The following is an 18,619-nucleotide window of genomic DNA, read 5'->3' as shown; positions in this document are numbered from 1 at the left end:
TTCCGAATTCAGTGTGCGAATGTGCCCGGAATTAGGGGTACATCGCCCGCACGACATCATGCGGAACCATGGAGGAGATGGAAGCATCGTCCGGCAGGTCAGGGTAGCAGTGGCTGGGGTTGACCGGCTGGATGTACGGCGGGATCACGATGCTGTTCGGCACGTCGTAGCCGTTCAGGTGCATCATGGCCGCAGTCAGCGCAATGCGGGACTGGTAGTTGCCACCGGAGCCAAAGAAGATCTTGAAGTCATCCGGCTGGCCCATCTCAACCCACTCACAGAACAGCACAGTCTCGTCCGTGCGCAGGGTCAGCACCAGGTTCACCGGCAGGCCAGCAGCCTCATAGGCGCTCAAGCCACCCATGAAGGAACCAGCCGCTTCGTAGCTCACACCCGCCAGATCGGGGTGGGCGCTCAGGAAGCCAGACATGGCCTCGAAGGTGCCCTCACGGGTCCAGAAGGTGTCAGCCGCGCCGACCAGCTCGATGCCATCGCCCAGCTCAGGCTCTTCGCAACTCTGCCAGTAAGCAGACAGCGGGTTACCCGGAGTACCACCTAGGAAGGCCACCTTGCCGGTGCCAACTTCCTCGTTGAGGATGCGGGCAAATTCCTGGCCCAGCAGACATACATCCTCAGAGATCGAGGAGAAGTAGGCGCTGCCGTCACCCAACACACCATAGGAGTGGGTCACGTAGATCACGCCGGCGTCAGTGGCTTCCTGTACCACGGGCAGCAAAGCATCGCCCGCATCCGGGAAACCGACGATGACGTCAACACCTTCGGCGATCAAACCGCGGATGTCAGCGATCGCCTGCTGGGTGTCGAACATGGCGGTGGTGTAGATGATGCGGCCGATCTCAGGGTAGGTCAGGGCCTGCAGCACCATTTCCATGTGGGTCACTTCGCGCCACAGGTTCTCACCAAAACCGTCAGCCAAAGCCACGGTGATGGGGCCGCCGGTGCCGGTGTCACACACCTTCTCGCGCCAGCATTCCAGGGCCTTGGCAGCCATCTCATCGCTCACGGGCTGGCCAGCGCGGTACATGGCCGCCAGCACAACATCGTTCACCTGAGAGGCGTCAGACACGCCCATCGTCTTCATCAAGACTTCAGGGTCTGCGTCAAAGATCTCCTCAGACCCGGTCGCCTCATCCGTGGGGGCATCATCGCCGCCAGTGGACGGCGCCGAAGTTGCCGGAGCCGCAGTGGCTGCCGGGGTGCCGCCGCCACAGGCTGCCAACACCAGCGCCAACATGGCGATGAGGAAGGCAATCGTTTGTAGTTTGCTAAGTTTCATCTTTCGACTTCTCCTTTTTTCCTTCTTTTTGCATTATTGCTTTAGTTGAACGATACGATCCGCGACGATTCTGTCGATTGACCGTTTTGTCGCCATAACCTCCTTCTGTAAACCGGTATCGTTATTCCTCAGCTTTGGCAAAACGCCGTTGAAACAGCCCCTCGACCATGTCCACGATCCGATCACCGGATACGGCCATGCCGCCGATAATGGCAACGCCAAAAACAACAAACTGCAAAGAAGTGGGCAACCCCATCACTCTAAGCATCTGATCAAGCACCGTCAGGAAGAAGGCTGCCAGCGCAGTGGAGAATACGCTCGCCAGGCCACCGCTCAAAGATGCGCCGCCGATCACAACAGCAGCAATCGGGCCAAGAAGGTATGCCGCACCCAGACCCTGGGTTGGGCTGCGAATAAATGCTGCCAACAGAAAGCCCGCCAGGCCGTACATCATGGCGGCGATCACATAAGCCGATACTACGTAGACCGTCACGCGCAGGCCGCTGATGCGGGCTGCGATCTGGTTGGCGCCCACGGCGCGGAAGCGGCGCCCGACCCCCGTGTAGGTCAGAATAATGGTCAGCGCCAGGGTCACGATCACTGCGATCCAGAAGATCCAGCCAACGCCATACACCTGGCTGATGGCCCAACGCGAAAGCCCGCTGGGTACCGAAGCCTCATTGGCGATCTGGGTCGCATACTTCAGCAGCGCCCCGCGGGTGATCTGGCCGATCGCCAGCGTCACGATCAGCGCATTCAGACGGAACACGCCCACCAGGAAGCCGTTGGTAAAACCGATCAGGGCTGAGACGGCCAGCGCCATCGCCAAACCCTTGAGGATGTTTTCATTCTGGCCTGCACCTACGCCCACGGTTACGAACGCAGCCAGCGTCATGATGCCGGGTGTAGAGAGGTCAATACCGCCGGTCATGACCACCAACATCTGGCCCAGGCTGACAATGACTAAAAATGCGGTGAGGGGGAGTACTGCGGTGAAGGAAGCGGCGGAAAGGGTTGCGGGGGCTACGAAATAAGCGGCTACAAGCAAAATACACATCGCGATCCACACAGGGATATAACGCGATGAGATGACGACGGAAGTGAGGAATTCGGTAAAGCCCTGGTTTGTTTTGCTTTTTAGCATTCTGCCCTTAGGTACAGTACTCCAGTGAAATGAGGCGAGGGTTCATTCTTTTGCTGTGCAAAGCCTAGGGGGATTTGTCTGTTTATAAACAAATAAGCACATTTAGTCAAGCCCCATCAAACACAGCCCCTAGAAATGTTCACCGCTATTTGACATTTCGGGGCACCTATTGAACATTCAAGATTAGAAAAGCCAGAAACTCCGCTATCTGTTTGATAATGCTAAACGCTATTACAATGTAAGCTAGCTTATGACGAAGCTTTGGCCTCACATTTCGTCATAGACAACGCGCAGAGGTGCTGTTCGATGGAAAACCGCAAGCTCATTAAGTCCGCCGCCGTGCTCAGCATGGACCCGCAGGTGGGCAACCAACTTAACTATGACATCCTGATCGAGGGCGACAAGATCGTTCAGGTGGCCCGCGGCATCTATGACGCCGGAGCCGAAGAGATCGACGGCTCCGGCATGCTGGCCATGCCCGGCTTTGTGGACGCCCACCATCACATGTGGCTGGGCGTGCTGCGCAACATGGGCGCCGAATATATGGTCAGCCAGCAAGTCTTCGACGGCACCAGGCAAGCCACCCTGGCGGACAGCTTCAGCCCTGAGGATGTCTACGCCAGCACGCTGGCCAGCGCCATCAACGCCATCGATGCCGGCATCACCACCGTGCTTGACCATGCCAACCTACCCACTGCCGATCACCTGGCCGCCAACGCCAAGGCGCTGGCCGAAGCCGGCCTGCGCACCGTGCTGGCCGCCCCCGCCAACCTGGGCAAGGCCGGGCTGGAAGAGTTACACGCCTCCCTGCCCGCCGAGCGCAGCCGGCTTGCCCTCGCCTCCTCTGACCCGCAAACCAGCAGCCTGGCCGATCTTCAATCCGAGTGGGAGTTGGCTCGCAGCCTGAGCTTGCGCATCTCGGCCCAAGTAGGCATGGGCACTAAACCGGGCGACCAGCTCAGTGAGCTCAACAAGGCCAAGCTGCTCGGGCCCGACCTGATGTTTGCCCATGGCAACACTCTTTCAGACCGCGATCTTAGCGCCATCCGAGACGCCCGCGCCGCAGTGGCCAGCGCTCCCGCCGCCGAGATGATGCAAGGCTATGGCGCACCCACCGTCCAGCGTTTCCTCGACGCAGGTCTCAACCCCGGCCTGGGCATCGACACCGAGATCGCCAACCGCGGCGATATGTTCAGCCAGATGCGCAATGCCATCTCCATGCAGCACGCCATGCGCTTTGACAAGAAGCTGGCCGGCAGCATCTTCGCCGACCGCATGATGACCACCCGCGACATTATTCAGTTCGTCAATGTATATGGCGCCCAGACCCTGGGCATGCAGGACGAGATCGGCACCCTGACCCCCGGCAAGCAGGCCGATATCGTCCTGCTGCGCCAGCACCATATCAATGTCATGCCCGTGAATGATCCCATCGGCGCGGTGGTGTGGGCTATGGACTGCAGCAACATCGACTCAGTGATGGTCGCCGGAAAGTTCCTCAAGCGCCACGGCGAGTTGCTCAACTGCGATCTCGCCAGGCTGCAAGCGCTCACCGGCGCCACGCGCGAGCGCGTCCTCGGCGTCGCCGCGCCGGCCTAGCTCTGATCAGCGGTTAGCACAGGGGAAGAAATCCCTCAGATCTGTGAGCGCATACATCGTCACAGACCCATCGGCTGCTGTTACAGGTACGCCTTGGAAATAATCGGCATACATATCCGGCTCGTGTACAAAGACATACTTGAAGCCATCCGCGCTCAGCATATCGATCGCCCCCGTAATGCTTGCCATCTTGAAGTCAGTGCAGTCCAGCGATTCCTCGGCCCGCCACAGACTCAGCAGCAAATTGCTGTCGATATAGTCAAAAGCATTCGGCGGCATGCGGCTGGTCATGCCCTCAACGATCGGCTTTCCATGGACGGTCTGTAGAAATAGATAATATTTGGAAGGGCTGTAGCCCATTGGCAGGTCAATGACTGCAAACTCGTCCGGATCATTGGCAATATCCCGGTAGATCGCGGGTGCCTCCAGAGGCGCAACCCAAAACTCCCCGTTCCAATATTCCACAAACAGCGCCAGAGCCAGCAGCAAAACCACCCCGGCACGGATCTGCGGCTTGCCCTGTAACCCCTCAAGCCACCCACTCAAGCCAAACGAAGCCAGCACGCTCAGTGGCAGCAGCACACCTATGTGAAACAGGATCGGATGCACACTTCTGAAAATTTCGAACCTACGCATCAGCAGCCAGGCAGGCAGCGGCACTTGCATATAAACCCTGCCGGCAAACCTGAGTGCTGGCCCTAGGCTAAGGGTCAGAAACAACGCCGCAATGACCGCCCACAACCATATGGTTTTGCGGTCTTTCGCGAAGAGCACCGCAGACAGGCTTGCGATTAGCGCCACCCACCCCAAATACGGGGAAGAATACACTGACACACTCTGCGCGATCTTGTCACTCAGCTCACCCAGCAACGGGGTCAGCAGTGGGTTGGCAGGCGGCGGTACGAAATACGACAGCAAGTCCACCTGGCTCTCATAGGCAGTGAACTTGTTTTCGATCACAAAAGAGAGGCTGGCGCGGTCATCAAATATTGGCAAAAGCCGCGGCGCCACAAACACACTGGCGGCCAGCACAAACAGCCCCAGAAACCGCCAGAAGTATTTTTCACGCCAGCCGCGCTCGAGCAAGCCCTCATAGGCCAGTAACATCGCCAGTGTGATGGCCGCGAATCCGAAAAGATACAGGCCGGTCCACGCCACCAAGCCCAGCAAGACCCCGGCCAGCGCAGCCATCCCAATGCGTCTATGCCTCAGCCCGATCAGCACACAAAGCACAGCCAGGGGGATGAAGGCCAGCTGGGCCAGGTCGGGGTGGCCGCGCAGATCGCCAATATGATAGGGAGCGAAGGAAAAAATGGCTCCGCCAAACCAGGCCGCTACCCGGTTCTTGGTCAGCCAGAACGCCAGCAGATAGGCCGCATATGCGCTCGAAAAGACGCCCACAAGTATCATCACTTTGTAGGCGCTAAACACCCCCATGAACTGACCCAGTAGCCAGATGACAGCAGTGGTCGTCCATGATGCTGGATGAAAAGACAAGTCCAGCCCAACCGGATAGAACAGATCCCTGCTGTAATGAAAGGGTTGCCCGGTGGCCACCATCCGCTCCAGCCACCAGACATCCCACAACTTCATAAAGGCATCGCCGCCTATCGGCATTGAACTTCCCCCCAGATTCAGTACGAGGGGATAGGTAACAACCACCGTGGCAAGCAGGTACGCAAGGATGACCGCCGCGTCGCGGCGCAGCCAGTCTTGGATGCTTGCTGGATTAAGCGTCATCAAACCGTCCTGAATGACCGCCAGTATAAACAAAAGAGCGCCATACGGCGCTCTTTTTGTCTCCATTCTGCTGCTGTCTGAGCAGTTACTGCACTGCTCGACCCTGTTATTCGCGATTGTTAAACGTCACCAGCTTGAGCTCAGTCATCTCCTCGATGGCATAGCGCAGCCCTTCGCGGCCAAAACCAGACTGTTTCACGCCTCCATACGGCATATGGTCAATGCGAAAGGTCGAGACGTCGTTGACCATCAGGCCGCCCACTTCGATTTCCTCGAAGGCCTTGTTGACGATGTTCATGTCCTGCGTAAAGATGCCCGCCTGCAAACCAAAATCAGACGCACCCACCGAATGGATGGCTTGATTGACGTCGGTGTACTGGAACAAGCCCACCAACGGGCCAAACACTTCCTGGCACGAGACGTTCATGTCTTCCTTTAGCGAGGCCAGCACGGTCGGTTCCACAAGGTTGCCGTCTCGCTTGCCGCCCGCCAGCACTTCGGCGCCACCCGCCTTGGCCTCCGCCAGCCATTCCTCGACGCGGTCGGCCGCCCCGCTGTCGATCACGGGGCCGACGTCTGTCTTCTCATCCAGCGGGTCACCCACCACCAGCGCCTTGACGCGCGGGATCAGGTCATCCACAAAGTCTTCGTAGATCTTGGCCGAGGCGTATACGCGCTGCACCGAAATGCAGGATTGCCCCGCGTACGAAAAGCCACCCCACGCCACGCGCTCGGCAGCGTACTTGACGTCGGCGTCATCGTGCACGATGACGCCGGCATTGCCGCCCAGCTCCAGTGTGACGCGCTTCATGCCCGCCTTGCCCTTCAGGCTCCAACCCACCGCCGGGCTGCCCGTGAAGGTGAGCAGCTTTATGCGCGGGTCCTCGATCAGCGGCGCAGCGTCCTTGGTCGCCGAGGTAACGACAGAATAGCCGCCATCCGGCCAGCCGGCCTCCTGGATGATCTCGCCCAGCTTGAGCGCGCTCACAGGGGTCGCGCTGGCCGGGCGCAATACGATGGGGTTTCCAGCCGCCATGGCTGGCGCCACCTTGTGCGCCACCAGATTAAGCGGGAAGTTGAACGGGGCAATGCCAGCGATGGGGCCAAGCGGCACGCGGTGGATATGCGCCACGCGATTCTCGGTGCCCGGCAGCCAGTCCAGCGGCACAATTTCGCCATAGTGCCGCTTGGATTCCTCGGCCGCCACCTGGAAGGTGTACGCGGCCCGGTCGACTTCCAAACGAGCCGTGCGGATCGGTTTGCCAGCTTCGAGCGCGATTGTGCGCGCCAGATCTTCGCGGCGCGCCAGAATACCTTCGCTGACCTTCATCAACATTTCGGCCTTCTTCCACGAGGGCAGCTTGCGCGTCACCTGGAAGGCACGCGTCGCATCCGCAATGGCCTGCTCGATCTCCTTGGGGCCGGCGCGGTGCACAACGGCCACGAGGGCGTCGTTGTACGGGCTGCGCACTTCGATGGCATCGCCGGTCTTGACCCACTGGCCGTTCAGCAGCGCGCCATACTCGCCCAACTCGGAGCTGCCACCGGTCGCCTTGCGGGCCTCCGAGCCCCGTAAACGTTTGATCTCTTCAGCCATGCAATTACTCCTTAAGCTCCGCGGCTTCAATCAGCCCGGCCAGTGTGTCCAAGAATTGTGCCCCGCGCAAACCATCCAGCACGCGGTGATCGCACGAGAGCGTCAGCGCCAGCATCGGCCGGATGGCCGGCTGGCCGTCCACCGGCACTACTCGCTCCACAATGCGCCCAACCGCCAGAATGGCGGCGTTGGGCGCATTGACGATGGCGGTGAAGCTATCGATGGCGTACATGCCCAGATTGCTTATCGTAAACGTGCCGCCCTGAATATCGGCGGGCAGCAGCGATCTGCTATTGGCTTTCTGCACCAGCTCAGCACGGCGTAAGGCCACGTCTTGCAGGCTCAGCTTGTCTGCATCTGCCACCACTGGCGCCACCAGGCCGTCTTCCACACCCACCGCCAGCCCAATATTGATGTGCTCGTTGGGCCAGATGGTGCGACTGCGCCAGGTGGCGTTGACATTCGGGTGCTGCGCCAGCGCCGCCGCACAATATTTGACCAGCAGGTCAGTGAAGGTGATCTTGGTTTCGCCCGCCGCGGCCTGCGCCGCCTTGCGCGCCGCCATCATGTTGGTGGCGTCCACTTCACGGCTCAATACAAAATGGGGGATGTCCTGCCAGCTTTCGGTGACGTGCTCAGCCATCACTTTCCATAGGCTGCTCAGCGGTGGGCCAGCTGGCTCGTGCGCTGGCTGCGCCGCAGCAACTGGCACGTCGCCGTTCAAAACATCGATCGCCAGCACGGCCCCTTCGGGGCCGCTGCCGCGCAATAGCGCCAGGTCAATACCCATCTCCTGCGCCAGCCGTTTGGCTTTGGGCGAAGCGAGCACCTTCTCGCCCGCCCCGCGCACTATCGGCGCAAAACCGCCAGCCGGGCCAGCGCCACGTGTGCGCAGGTACTCACGCACATCATCCTTGCTGATGCGCCCGCCCGACGGGCGCACCTGCGCCAGGTCCACGCCGTGCTCAGCGGCGATGCGCAGCGCGATCGGGCTGGCGTTCACCACCACTGCGCCCACGGGAGCGTAGCCGGCCGCAGGCGCGGCTTGTTGCCTGACTGCTGGCGCCGGTCGGCCAGCAGTTGCTGGCCGCGGGGCAGCTGCGGGCGCACTGGCGGCCGGGGCCGCAGCAGCTTTGAGCGCCGCCAGCAGCTCTTCACGGGGCGGGGCTTGCTCACCCTCCGCCAGGATCAGCGCTATCGCATGCCCAACGGGAATATCCTGCCCGGCGCTGGCAACAATATTGGCCAGCACGCCGCTTTCGGTTGCGTCGATCGAAACCGTCACCTTATCGGTTTCGATCTCCATCAAGGGTTCGCCCTTGGCAATTGTGTCGCCTTCCTGCTTGAACCAGGCGAGCAGCTTGCCGGTCTCTTGCGCCATTCCCAGCGCGGGCATGATGACTTTAGTAGCCAGCCGGGCCTCCTAGTTCGCGCCGCACAGGGTCTTGGCCATCTCGAACACCGTGTCGGGCGTCGGCACGGTCAGGTCTTCCAGCACCGGCGAGAACGGGATGGGCACGTCCATGGCGCCCATGCGTTTCACCGGAGCATCCAGATAATAGAACGCGCCATCCGCGATCACCGAAGCCATCTCGGCCGTGACGCCGTAACGCTCGTAGCCTTCGTCCACCACGATGGCGCGGCTGGTCTTCTTGGCCGAGTTGATCAAGGCCTCCTTGTCCAGGGGGAAGGTGCAACGCGGGTCAACCACCTCGGCGCTGATACCGATCTCGGCCAGCATGTCGGCCGCCGCCAGCGAGACTTGCACCATGCTGCTGGTGGCCACGATGGTGATGTCGCTGCCTTCGCGCTTGATATCAGCCACGCCCAGCGGAATGGTGTATTCCTCTTCAGGCACTTCGCCCTTGAGCTGGTACATCATCTTGTCTTCAAAGAACACCACCGGGTTGTCGTCGCGGATGGCGGTCTTGAGCAAGCCCTTGGCGTCATACGGGGTCGATGGGATAACCACTTTAACGCCCGGCACATGGCTGAACCACGCATGCAGCGACTGCGAGTGCTGCGCCGCCGAGCGGCGCGTAGCGCCCATCGTGGTGCGCAACACCATCGGCACTTTGAGCTTGCCGCCCGACATGTAATGGATCTTAGCGGCTTGGTTGACCATCTGGTCCATGATCAGGGTGCTGAAATCTCCGAACATGATATCCACCACCGGGCGCATGCCGGTCATAGCCGCGCCTACGCCCAAGCCGGTAATGCCCGGCTCGGAGATGGGCGAATCGATCACGCGGTCCGTCCCGAACTCGTCCACCAGCCCCTTGAGCACCTTGAAGGCGGTGCCGGCTTCGGCCACGTCCTCGCCCATCACGTATACCGTCGGGTCGCGGCGCAGTTCTTCGGCCAGGGCCTCTTTGATGGCCTGGCCCATCGTGATCACACGGCCGTTGCCGTTAGGCGTAGACATTCGTATCCACCTCGCTGGGGTCCGGGTACGGCGCGTTCAGCGCAAACTCTGCGCCACGCGCCACTTCGCTCTTCACATCCGCCTTGATGTGGTCGAGCACACTCTGGTCTGACAGCTTCTGGCCAATGATCCAATCCGCCAAAATGGTGATTGGGTCACGCTGCTGCCATTCGAGCTCTTCTTCTTTCGGGCGGTAGTAGGCCCGGTCAATGTCGCCGACATGATGGCCGTGATATCGATACGTATTGCATATCAGGAAAGAAGGCCCCTCGCCCTTACGCGCTCGCTCCACCAGGCGCTTGGCCGCTTCGTTCACCACGCGGGCGTCCTGGCCGTCGATCTCTTCGGTGTGGATGCCAAAAGCTTCCGCCCGCCCCGCCAGCGTACCGGCGGCGGTCTCGTTGTAGTGGGTGTACTCGTTGTACATGTTGTTCTCACATACAAAAATAACCGGCAGCTTCCAGAGCTGGGCCATATTCATCGTCTCGTACAGCAGGCCCTGCCCCAGCGCGCCTTCGCCGAAGAAGCACACCGCCACCTGGCCGGTGCCCAGCCGCTTGGCGCTGAAGGCGGCCCCGGCGGCGATGCCAGCGCTGCCGCCCACGATGGCGTTGGCGCCCAGGTTGCCGTTGGCCTGGTCGGCGATGTGCATCGAGCCGCCCTTGCCGCCGCAATAGCCGGCGGCCTTGCCCAGCAGCTCGGCGAACATGATGTCCACCGCAGCGCCCTTGGCGATGCAGTGGCCGTGGCCGCGGTGTGTGCTGGTGATGTAATCATCGCCGTTCAGCGCTTCGCACACGCCCACCGCGATGGCTTCTTCACCAATATACAGATGAGCCAAACCCGGCATCTTGGCCGAGGTGTACAGCTCATTCACCTTGTCTTCAAATTCACGGATGCGCACCATCTGCTCGTACATCTGCAGCAGGTCTTCGACATCCTCAGTGCCCGCCGGTTTGCCGGCAGGCTTGGTGCTTTTGGCTTTGGTGCTTTTTGCTTTCGCCATTACTTCGCTCCCATGTGCTTGACAGCTTCGATCAAGATCGCAAAGTCTTTCTCGCCCCAGCCCTTCTCTTGGGCAAAGGCCAGCACGCGCTGCGCCGTTTCAGTTGTGGGCAGCGATACTCCCAGCTCAACCCCCAGTTCCTGGGCCAGCTTGATGTCTTTCTGCATCATATCCACAGGGTACCAGGCCACATCCGGCAGGGTCACCAACTGCGGGGCCTTGTACTTCACCAGCGGCGAGCCGATGACGCTGTTGGTCAGCACCTCGATGGCAGTACTGCGGGGAATGCCCGCCGCTTCAGCCAACAGGATCGACTCAGCCAGCGCCAGCACCTGCACGCCGACGCTCAAATTCGTCGCCACCTTCATGGAAACCGCCAGGCCGCTGGCGCCTACATAGGTGGCCTTGGAGCCGATTGCCAGCAGCACCGGCTCTACCGCCTTGAATGCAGCCTCGTCGCCGCCCACCATCATGGTCAGCTGGCCAGCCTCCAGTGTAGCAATGCTGCCCGAGACCGGGCAATCCAGCATCTGCGACCCGGCCGCGGCGGCCTTGGCCGCCAGTTCGCGGCTGGCCGCGGGGCTGACCGTGCTCATTTCCACCCAGGTCTTGCCCGCCGCCAGGGCGGTCAGCACGCCGTCCGGCCCTTCAGCGATCTGGCGCAATGCGGCCGTATCGCTGACGATGCTGAAAACGATCTCAGAGGCTTCGGTCACCGCCCCCGGCGTGTCGCCCCAGGCCATCCCCGCATCCAGGAGCTCTTGCGCCTTGGCCTTGGTGCGGTTGTAGCCGGTCACGGTGTGGCCGGCGGCCATCAACCGCGTAACCATGCGGCTGCCCATCACCCCTAAGCCAATAAATCCAACATTTGCCATCTATCTCTCCAAACTAGCCGGCGTACTTGCCAGACCAGTCTCTTTCAAATCGAAACGCTTCCTTAGCCGGCGGCAGCGGCGCTTGGGTCTCGATCCAGCGCACCGGCTCGTCGCCCACCTGCTCAAAGCTGTGAATGCAACCCACGCTGGTCCAGATCGAGTCGCCCGGGCCGAGTTCATAGGTCTGGCCATCCGCGGTCGCCTTCACGCGCCCGCTGACAATGTAATACGACTCTTCGAAGGTGTGGTCATGCGCATCGATCTTGGCGCCGGGTTGATACTGAATAAGAAACAGGGATTGATGCGTAGCCCCAGATGAGCGGTCTACGAACATTTTGATCGCCACACCCGTGGTGGCATTGAAACCTTCCATCTGCCCCGGCTCGCCGGGCTTGGGCAGCTGCCCTTCGTCGAAGTGGCCCACCATCATCTCCGCGGCCCGCGCCGGGTCTGGCGCCTGGCCGCTGGCGGCCAGCTCACCATCTACGAAGAATGTATCGCTGCCATCCGGTCTTGGTTGCGGTGCCTGCATTTCGACCCAGCGCGCTGCCACGCTGCCCTTGTTCTGCCAGGCATGCGGCGCGCCCGTGGGGATCAGGCCATAGTGCCCCGGCCCCAACTCGTAAACCGCCTCACCGATCTGGCAGAGCAGGCTGCCCTCCAAGATATAGAAGCTTTCCTCGAACGCGTGCAGGTGATGGCTGATGTGGCCGCCCGCTTCCAGCTGGCTGATACCAGTGCCCATATGGACTGAGCCCATGGTATGGTCAACATAGGTCTGGCGCGAAAAGCCGTCGCTCTTATCCTTGTACCCTGCGGGCACCCCGCCGGGCAAATTGTGTAGGCTGGTGGTGCTATGCATCTGCGTACCTGGTTACTTCTTGGCTTTCTTGGCGCTGCGTTCCTCCGCACCGTTGGGGCTTTCGTCCGGCAAGCCCGCACCGCCGTAGTCCACACCGCTGTAGTCAATGTTGCGGTGCGACTGTGTGTCACGCGTCGTGGATAGCCAGCCATTGGTGGTGAAATAGCGCTTGCCTGCCACCATCAACTCCTCGGCCGGGAAGCGTGTGATCACTTCCACACCTGTCTTGGTCACCACCATCTGCTCTTCAATGCGCGCCGCCGACCAGCCGTCGCTGGCGGGCCAATAGGTTTCGAGCGCGAACACCATGCCCTCTTCGATCTCTTGCGGGCTGTCGAACGACACCAGGCGGCTGAACACCGGCTTCTCCCAGATCGCAAGGCCTACACCGTGGCCGTATTGCAATGCAAAGCAGGCTTCTTCGTTGGGGAAGCCAAATTCCTGCGCCTTGGGCCACAGCTTAACCACGTCCGCCGTGGTCACACCAGGGCGAATGGCGTCGATCGCTGCATCCAGGTAATAGCGGCAGCGTTTATACGCATCCACCTGGGCCTGCGAGGCTGAGCCGATCGCAAAGGTGCGATAATAGCAGGTGCGGTAGCCCATGTAGGAATGCAAAATATCGTAGAAGGCCGGGTCACCCGGGCGCATCACACGGTCACTAAAAATATGCGGGTGCGGGCTGCAGCGCTCGCCGGAGATGGCGTTGACGCCCTCCACATGCTCCGAGCCCAATTCGTACAGCACCTTGTTGACCAGGGCCACGGCTTCGCTTTCCTTCACGCCGGGCTTCATAAAGCGGTACAGCTCTTCGTAGGCCGCATCCACCATCATGCAGGCCATGTTGAGCAAAGTAACTTCATCCTGGGTCTTGATGACACGGGCATCCTGCAGCAACTGCTGCCCATCCACTACGTTGATGCCTTCCTTCTGCAGGGCGAACAGCACCGGCGGCTCCACCATGTCGATGCCGACCGGCTCGTTCAGCAGGCCGCGCTCTTCCAACTCAATACGAATCTTGCGCGCAACGTCCTCGGCCCGCATCGCCCCCGGCGGCATGGCGCCACGCAGGGTCGAGATGCCCGCCCGCGACCGTCCCTCGCCCAGCCAGGGCGCGTACAAAGTGTGGTGCTTGGCCGCCGAGCCAAAGTCCCAGTTGATCGGCTCGTCGTCCTGCGGCAGCAGGCAGAAGCGACCCAGTTTGTCGATCGCCCAGGTGCCAATGGTGGTGTTGGTGATATAGCGGATATTGTTCATGTCGAAGCACAGCAGTGCTCCGATGTTGGATTCTTTCAGTTTGGCCTTGATGCGCGCCAGACGCTCCGTACGCAACCGGTCGAAATCAACACGTTGCTCCCAATCCACACCCATTGTTCCGTACGTTCGCAAATCCATGTTGCCATCCTTTCAAAAGGAACTGCAAAGAGATCGCTTGCTGGCGTGCACCACCTTGCGTAAAGCTTCAAAAGCCTCGCAAGTTATGTTTCGTGTAATTGAACGCATTATAGTGGCAAACAGCACTCTGTCAACCAGGATTGAACGCACTGAACAATATTTGGCGTGGCAAAAATGGCCCTCCTGTATTAGACTGTACAAATCCATTACCATGTCTGACTTGATTGAACAAAATCCCAGCGAAATCGGCCGCAAGCTGTGGGCCGCCCGCCAAAAACACAAAATGAGCCTGCGCGATCTCGCTCGCGCCGCCGAGATCAGCGCCAGCATGCTGAGCCAGATCGAAACCGGCAAGGCCTTCCCCTCAGTGCGCTCTCTCTACAAGATCGCCGCTGCTCTGGGCGTTTCTGTGGATTACTTCTTCCCCGCCGAAGATGATAGCAATCCATCCCCGATGAACGGCGCGGTCAACAGCAGCGAGCTGACCGCCAGCCAGATGCGCGAAGCCCTGCTTACCAGCGAGACGAGCGAAGCGGTGGTTAGCTTCCCCACCACCCACAAGGCGCCCATCGTGCCCGCCGCCGCCCGCCCCACCCTGGAGCTCAACAGCGGCATCACTTGGGCGCGCCTCACCGCCACCGCCGAGCAGGATACCGAATTCCTCGAGATCCAGTACGCCCCCGGCGCTGAATCCGGCAAGAATATGTCCAGCCACACCGGCCGTGAGTTTGGCCTGGTGCTGGAGGGCCAGCTTATGGTCGAACTCGGCTTCGAAACCTATACCCTGGCCGCGGGCGACAGCATCATCTTCGACTCCAGCACGCCCCACCGCCTCACCAACAATGGCAGCGCCCCCATGCGCGCCCTCTGGGTCGTCCTCAACCCCGAACAACGCTAGCCAGCCTGACACAACGCTAGACGCTCTCACCATGGCGTGTTAAAATGGCTACTTGCAGTGCGGATTCGTCTAGTGGTAGGACGTCTGACTCTGACTCAGAAAGCCCTGGTTCGAGCCCAGGATCCGCATCCACACTAAACGGCCAGCGTACGCTGGCCGTTTTTGCTTTCCTTGACAATCGGATCCATTTTCGCAGCCCATTCTGATTGTCGGATATACCCAACTCACACGAATGAGCGCTAAACGCCAGATATCTTTTCAGTTGCACGGGATGCCCCCACCCACAAAACGAACAACATCTTCGCCTCGGCCATTCCTAGCAGGTATCGACAACACGAACCCACAATTAGCGAGGGATCTTATGGACACATCTTCCTTATATGCCCTGCCCGCCTCTCTAACATTCCACTTGATCGCAGGCTTAAAGTTGTTACTTATAAGTTTTAACCCCCACCCCCTGCCGCGCATAATAACTTCCTGTCCGGTCAAGCAGCAGCGCACTATTCCGGCACAAACAGCCACAGGCTCATCAGCGTGAACAGCACTCCGTATGCAAGCACCCGCCGCACTCCATGCCGCCCGGCGAACAGCAGCGCCGCCAGCTGCAGGCCCACCGCCAGCCGCACCGCCCCATACGGCTCTATATACAAAGCCAACGTCATGAACGGAAAGATGGCCGCGTGCGCCAAAAGCGCCAGCGCGCTAAAGTCGGCCTGCTGGCGCAACCACGCACGCAGCCCAGCCCACAAGCCCCACAAGGTGGGCATAAAGATCGTGGGCATATACAGCAGGCCAACTACCAGCATCCAAACTTGGTTGTACTCGCCGATGCGCCACCAGCCCGCGAAGGGTATCCACTCCAGGCCAGTCGCATTCGCCCCACCCAACCCGAACCCCAGGCTGCCAAACTGGCCCAGCAGCCACAGCCTGAACGCGGCCAGTGGCAGGCCCACCACCAGCGCCAGGCCGGCCGCATCCCGCCAGCGACGGGCGAAGAGGTAGCTCAGCCCTTGCGCCGCCACGAACAGCAGCGCGGTCTCCTTGGCGAACACGGCCAGTGAGAGCAACAACCAATTGAGTGGAGTGCGCCCGCGCTCTTCGCACCACACCGCCGCGATCACCAGCGCAAACGCCAGCGTCTCGGGCAGCGCCAAACGGATGGAGAGCAGGCAGCCCAGCAGCAGGCCGTAGCCCAGCGCATACCAGCGGCTTTGGCTCCAGCGTTGCAACAGCTGCCCCAGCAGTTGAACGCCGACGAGATGCGCCACCAGCGCCACCAGTGGCAGCATCCAGGCCAGCAGGCTGGGGTTGCCAAAGCTTACGCCGCGCGCCAGCAGCGGCAGCAGGATGCGCTGGTAACGGTAGGCCGGCACATCCAGATACTGCGCCGCTTCCTGCGGATCCGCATAGCGAGCGATGGCATAGAAGAACTGCCCATCGTAGCCTTCGCTGCCATTTGGTTCACCCTGCGTGAACTGCGTGCCGGGACGGATGAGCTCATTCACGTCCCAGCCGGCCCGGGCCAGCACTGCACCCAGCACCAGCAGCGCCGCCAGCAGGGTCACCAGCGTCGGCGAAAGCAGGCGGCGCAGGCTCATAGGCTGCGCCGCCATGCAACCAACCACAACGGCCAGGTCAGCAACGTGCTGACCTGGCCAATAGTAAAAGAGAGGGGCCGATACACAAACTCAACCTGATGTACACCGGCTGGCACTTGCACAGCACGGAACACGCCATAGGCTGGCTGAATATCGGCTGGCACGCTGTCAATCTCGGCGTGCCAGCCGGGGTAATACGTATCGGCCAGCAGCAGCCAGCCGCCCTGCGCCACATCCACCCGGATGCGCACGCGGTTGGCGCTGCTTTGCACGATGTTGGCCTCGCCAGCCAGCGGGCAGGCGGGCAGCTCGGCGGCCAGCGCCACAGGCGGCTGGCAAGCGTACAACTGGACACGCGGCAAAGCTGGCACGCTCTCAAAGCGCCCTTGCCCATCCGGCAGCACATGCTGCAACACGCTCACGTTCATCAAAGTCAGCATGCTGGCCCGCGTCTCCGGATCTGCGTTCTCCAGTGCCTCGATCCAGGCCGTGTAGCGCGCCGGCAGCAGCGGGTCAAAGTTGTTGGCGCTCGGCAAACCTTCCAGCAGGCTGGTATTTGGCAACAAGCCGGCGCGCACGTCCAGCGGGTCAGCACTATGGAAGGTATCAAAGCGAAACAGATGCTCGAACTTCAGCGCGCGCTCATCCTCCGCCGGCATATACAGCCGCCCGCCATCAAGCTGAGTTTGCAGATCTGCGTGCATGGGCTGTTCAGCATACAAGGCCAGAGGTGCGCCTGGGTTTTGCCCCCAGCCCGCCACCAGCAGCTCGCCGGCCACAAATATGCCCAGCAGCCAGGTGCGCTTGCCTTGCGCGAACTGCCAGCCGCGCAAGTTGAGCAAACTCACTGCAAGCAAGGTCAGGCCAAGCAGCCAAACGGCCCGCGAGTAGCTGGCTGCTATCTCGAAACGCGGGTCTGTGCGCAACAACATGCCCACCACCCCGCCGGCCATCACGGCCACCGCACCTGCCACCGCCAGCCGGCTCCAGTACAGGCCACGCCCTTGGGGCGAACTCCCTTGCGCAGCGCGCCAGCGCTCTACGCCCAGCCCAGTCAGCAGGCTGAGCGCCAGCACCGTCCACAGGCTGAAGCGCGTCGGGCCTTGGAACATATCAAAGGTAGGGATATGCGCGAACAACCAGGAGAAGACCGGCGTATTCTTGCCCAGCGCCAGCAACAAGGACACGGCCACCACGCCCAGCAGGAACCACACCAGCCGGCGCGGCTGCGCTTTCCTCAGCGCCAGCACGGCCAGCAGCAAGGGCAGCACGCCAATATAGATCGCATCTTCCCAAAAGTTTCCGTAGCCAGCAAAGTCACCGCCCGCCGGCGAGCCGAACAAGTGCGGCGCCAGCAGAGTCAGCAAACGCCACGGCCACAGCGAATACGTCATCGCCAGCGCGGGGTCCACTTGGCTGGCGCGCTGCGACTGCAGCAGATATTCCGCCGTGGGCAACAGCTGCACCGCGCTCAGCGCCAGCGCCAATGCGCCGGCGGCCACAAAGCCGGCCAGCGCCCGCCAACGCTCGCCGGATGGCCAGACCCAGAACAGCAGCCAGGCGCCGGCCAGCAGCGCCGTATACCAGGCCATTTGCGCGTGGCCCGCCAGCCACTGCAAGGCCAGCAGTGCAGCCAAGCGCAATACAGTGCCACGGCCAGGCGCCTGCGCCAACCGATACATGGCCAGCAGGATCCACGGCAGCCAGGCCAAGCTGGCATTGATGCTGAGAAAGTGCGCCCGCGTCACCAAATAGCCCGACAGCGAGAATGCCAGTGCACCCACCAGTTGGCCTTGCACGCTCGCCCCCAGAACGCGCAGCAACCGCAGCATGCCGGCGCCAGCCAGACCCAGGTGGGCCGCCACCAGCAGCGCCTGGCCCCAGGCCATCAGCGGCAGTCCGCCGACCGCCGCCAGCACGAAATACAACCAATGCGGCGGATAGAACAAGGCCGATTGGTAATTAGCCACCAGCGGCGCGCCCATGCCCAGCAGCGGGTTCCACAGCGGCAACTCGCCGCCCAGCAACGTACGCCAAGCTTGCCACCACCATGGCACAAACTGGGTCGAAGGCGTGCCCCAGTACAAGGCTTGCCCGCTCAACCACACCGGGGTGAGCAATACAAACGGAGCAAGCCAAATCAGAACCTGCGGGGAGAATCGCTTCGCTAAGCTCACAAGCGT

At 61.2% G+C, this 18,619-nt stretch carries 14 protein-coding genes and 1 tRNA gene; 3 read left to right on the top strand and 12 right to left on the bottom strand.

Features of this window, described 5'->3' with window-relative positions; all coding sequences use genetic code 11:
* Positions 1-31 precede the first annotated feature (31 nt).
* Entirely contained in the window at positions 32-1,297 is a 1,266-nt protein-coding gene (locus KIT08_09530; GenBank protein ID UYN89326.1) for a substrate-binding domain-containing protein, read from the bottom strand.
* Positions 1,298-1,418: 121 nt separating this feature from the next.
* A complete protein-coding gene (locus tag KIT08_09525; GenBank protein UYN89325.1) occupies positions 1,419-2,441 on the bottom strand; it encodes an ABC transporter permease in 1,023 nt (340 codons plus the stop codon).
* Positions 2,442-2,747: 306 nt separating this feature from the next.
* On the opposite strand from KIT08_09525, the gene KIT08_09520 reads away from it, so the two are divergent.
* Positions 2,748-4,040 carry an amidohydrolase family protein gene (locus KIT08_09520; protein UYN89324.1) on the top strand — a complete coding sequence of 431 codons (1,293 nt, stop codon included), beginning with the start codon at positions 2,748-2,750 and terminating at the stop codon, positions 4,038-4,040.
* 6 nt (positions 4,041-4,046) lie between these two features.
* On the opposite strand, the gene KIT08_09515 is transcribed toward KIT08_09520, so the two are convergent.
* Genes KIT08_09515 through KIT08_09480 form a run of 8 tightly spaced genes read right to left on the bottom strand, consistent with a single transcriptional unit; the run spans position 4,047 to position 13,940 of the window.
* Positions 4,047-5,846, bottom strand: a complete 1,800-nt coding sequence (locus tag KIT08_09515; GenBank protein UYN89323.1) for a hypothetical protein — start codon at positions 5,844-5,846, stop codon at positions 4,047-4,049.
* A 40-nt stretch (positions 5,847-5,886) separates the two neighbouring features.
* The gene (locus KIT08_09510; protein UYN89322.1) at positions 5,887-7,377 is read right to left on the bottom strand and encodes an aldehyde dehydrogenase family protein; all 1,491 of its coding nucleotides are present in this window, start codon (positions 7,375-7,377) and stop codon (positions 5,887-5,889) included.
* A 4-nt stretch (positions 7,378-7,381) separates the two neighbouring features.
* On the bottom strand, positions 7,382-8,773 hold the full coding sequence (locus tag KIT08_09505) for a 2-oxo acid dehydrogenase subunit E2 (GenBank protein UYN89321.1): 1,392 nt from the start codon (positions 8,771-8,773) through the stop codon (positions 7,382-7,384).
* A 27-nt stretch (positions 8,774-8,800) separates the two neighbouring features.
* Positions 8,801-9,802 carry an alpha-ketoacid dehydrogenase subunit beta gene (locus KIT08_09500; protein ID UYN89320.1) on the bottom strand — a complete coding sequence of 334 codons (1,002 nt, stop codon included), beginning with the start codon at positions 9,800-9,802 and terminating at the stop codon, positions 8,801-8,803.
* Positions 9,789-10,808, bottom strand: coding sequence for a thiamine pyrophosphate-dependent dehydrogenase E1 component subunit alpha (locus tag KIT08_09495; GenBank protein ID UYN89319.1), 1,020 nt, complete (start codon positions 10,806-10,808; stop codon positions 9,789-9,791). Before KIT08_09495 ends, KIT08_09500 begins: the two co-directional genes overlap by 14 nt.
* Positions 10,808-11,683 carry an NAD(P)-dependent oxidoreductase gene (locus tag KIT08_09490; protein ID UYN89318.1) on the bottom strand — a complete coding sequence of 292 codons (876 nt, stop codon included), beginning with the start codon at positions 11,681-11,683 and terminating at the stop codon, positions 10,808-10,810. The genes KIT08_09495 and KIT08_09490 overlap by 1 nt, the downstream gene beginning before the upstream one ends.
* Before the next feature lie 13 nt (positions 11,684-11,696).
* Positions 11,697-12,545: a cupin domain-containing protein gene (locus KIT08_09485; protein UYN89317.1), complete on the bottom strand. Its 849-nt coding sequence runs from the start codon at positions 12,543-12,545 to the stop codon at positions 11,697-11,699.
* Positions 12,546-12,557: 12 nt separating this feature from the next.
* Positions 12,558-13,940, bottom strand: coding sequence for an aminopeptidase P family protein (locus KIT08_09480; protein UYN89316.1), 1,383 nt, complete (start codon positions 13,938-13,940; stop codon positions 12,558-12,560).
* A gap of 211 nt (positions 13,941-14,151) precedes the next feature.
* Between KIT08_09480 and KIT08_09475 the strand changes: the two genes are divergently transcribed.
* Entirely contained in the window at positions 14,152-14,838 is a 687-nt protein-coding gene (locus KIT08_09475; protein ID UYN89315.1) for a cupin domain-containing protein, read from the top strand.
* Between the two features lie 58 nt (positions 14,839-14,896).
* A tRNA-Gln gene (locus KIT08_09470) sits at positions 14,897-14,970 on the top strand.
* 368 nt (positions 14,971-15,338) lie between these two features.
* On the opposite strand, the gene KIT08_09465 is transcribed toward KIT08_09470, so the two are convergent.
* Together KIT08_09465 and KIT08_09460 are read right to left on the bottom strand one after the other, a co-directional pair.
* The gene (locus KIT08_09465) at positions 15,339-16,436 is read right to left on the bottom strand and encodes a hypothetical protein (GenBank protein UYN89314.1); all 1,098 of its coding nucleotides are present in this window, start codon (positions 16,434-16,436) and stop codon (positions 15,339-15,341) included.
* Positions 16,433-18,613 (bottom strand): YfhO family protein, encoded by a 2,181-nt coding sequence (locus KIT08_09460; protein UYN89313.1) that lies wholly within the window; start codon positions 18,611-18,613, stop codon positions 16,433-16,435. The genes KIT08_09465 and KIT08_09460 overlap by 4 nt, the downstream gene beginning before the upstream one ends.
* Between the last annotated feature and the right edge of the window lie 6 nt (positions 18,614-18,619).

The organism is Anaerolineales bacterium, assembly GCA_025808555.1.
Classification (GTDB): domain Bacteria; phylum Chloroflexota; class Anaerolineae; order Anaerolineales; family UBA11579; genus JAMCZK01.
This window is presented reverse-complemented; position numbering and strand designations above follow the sequence as displayed.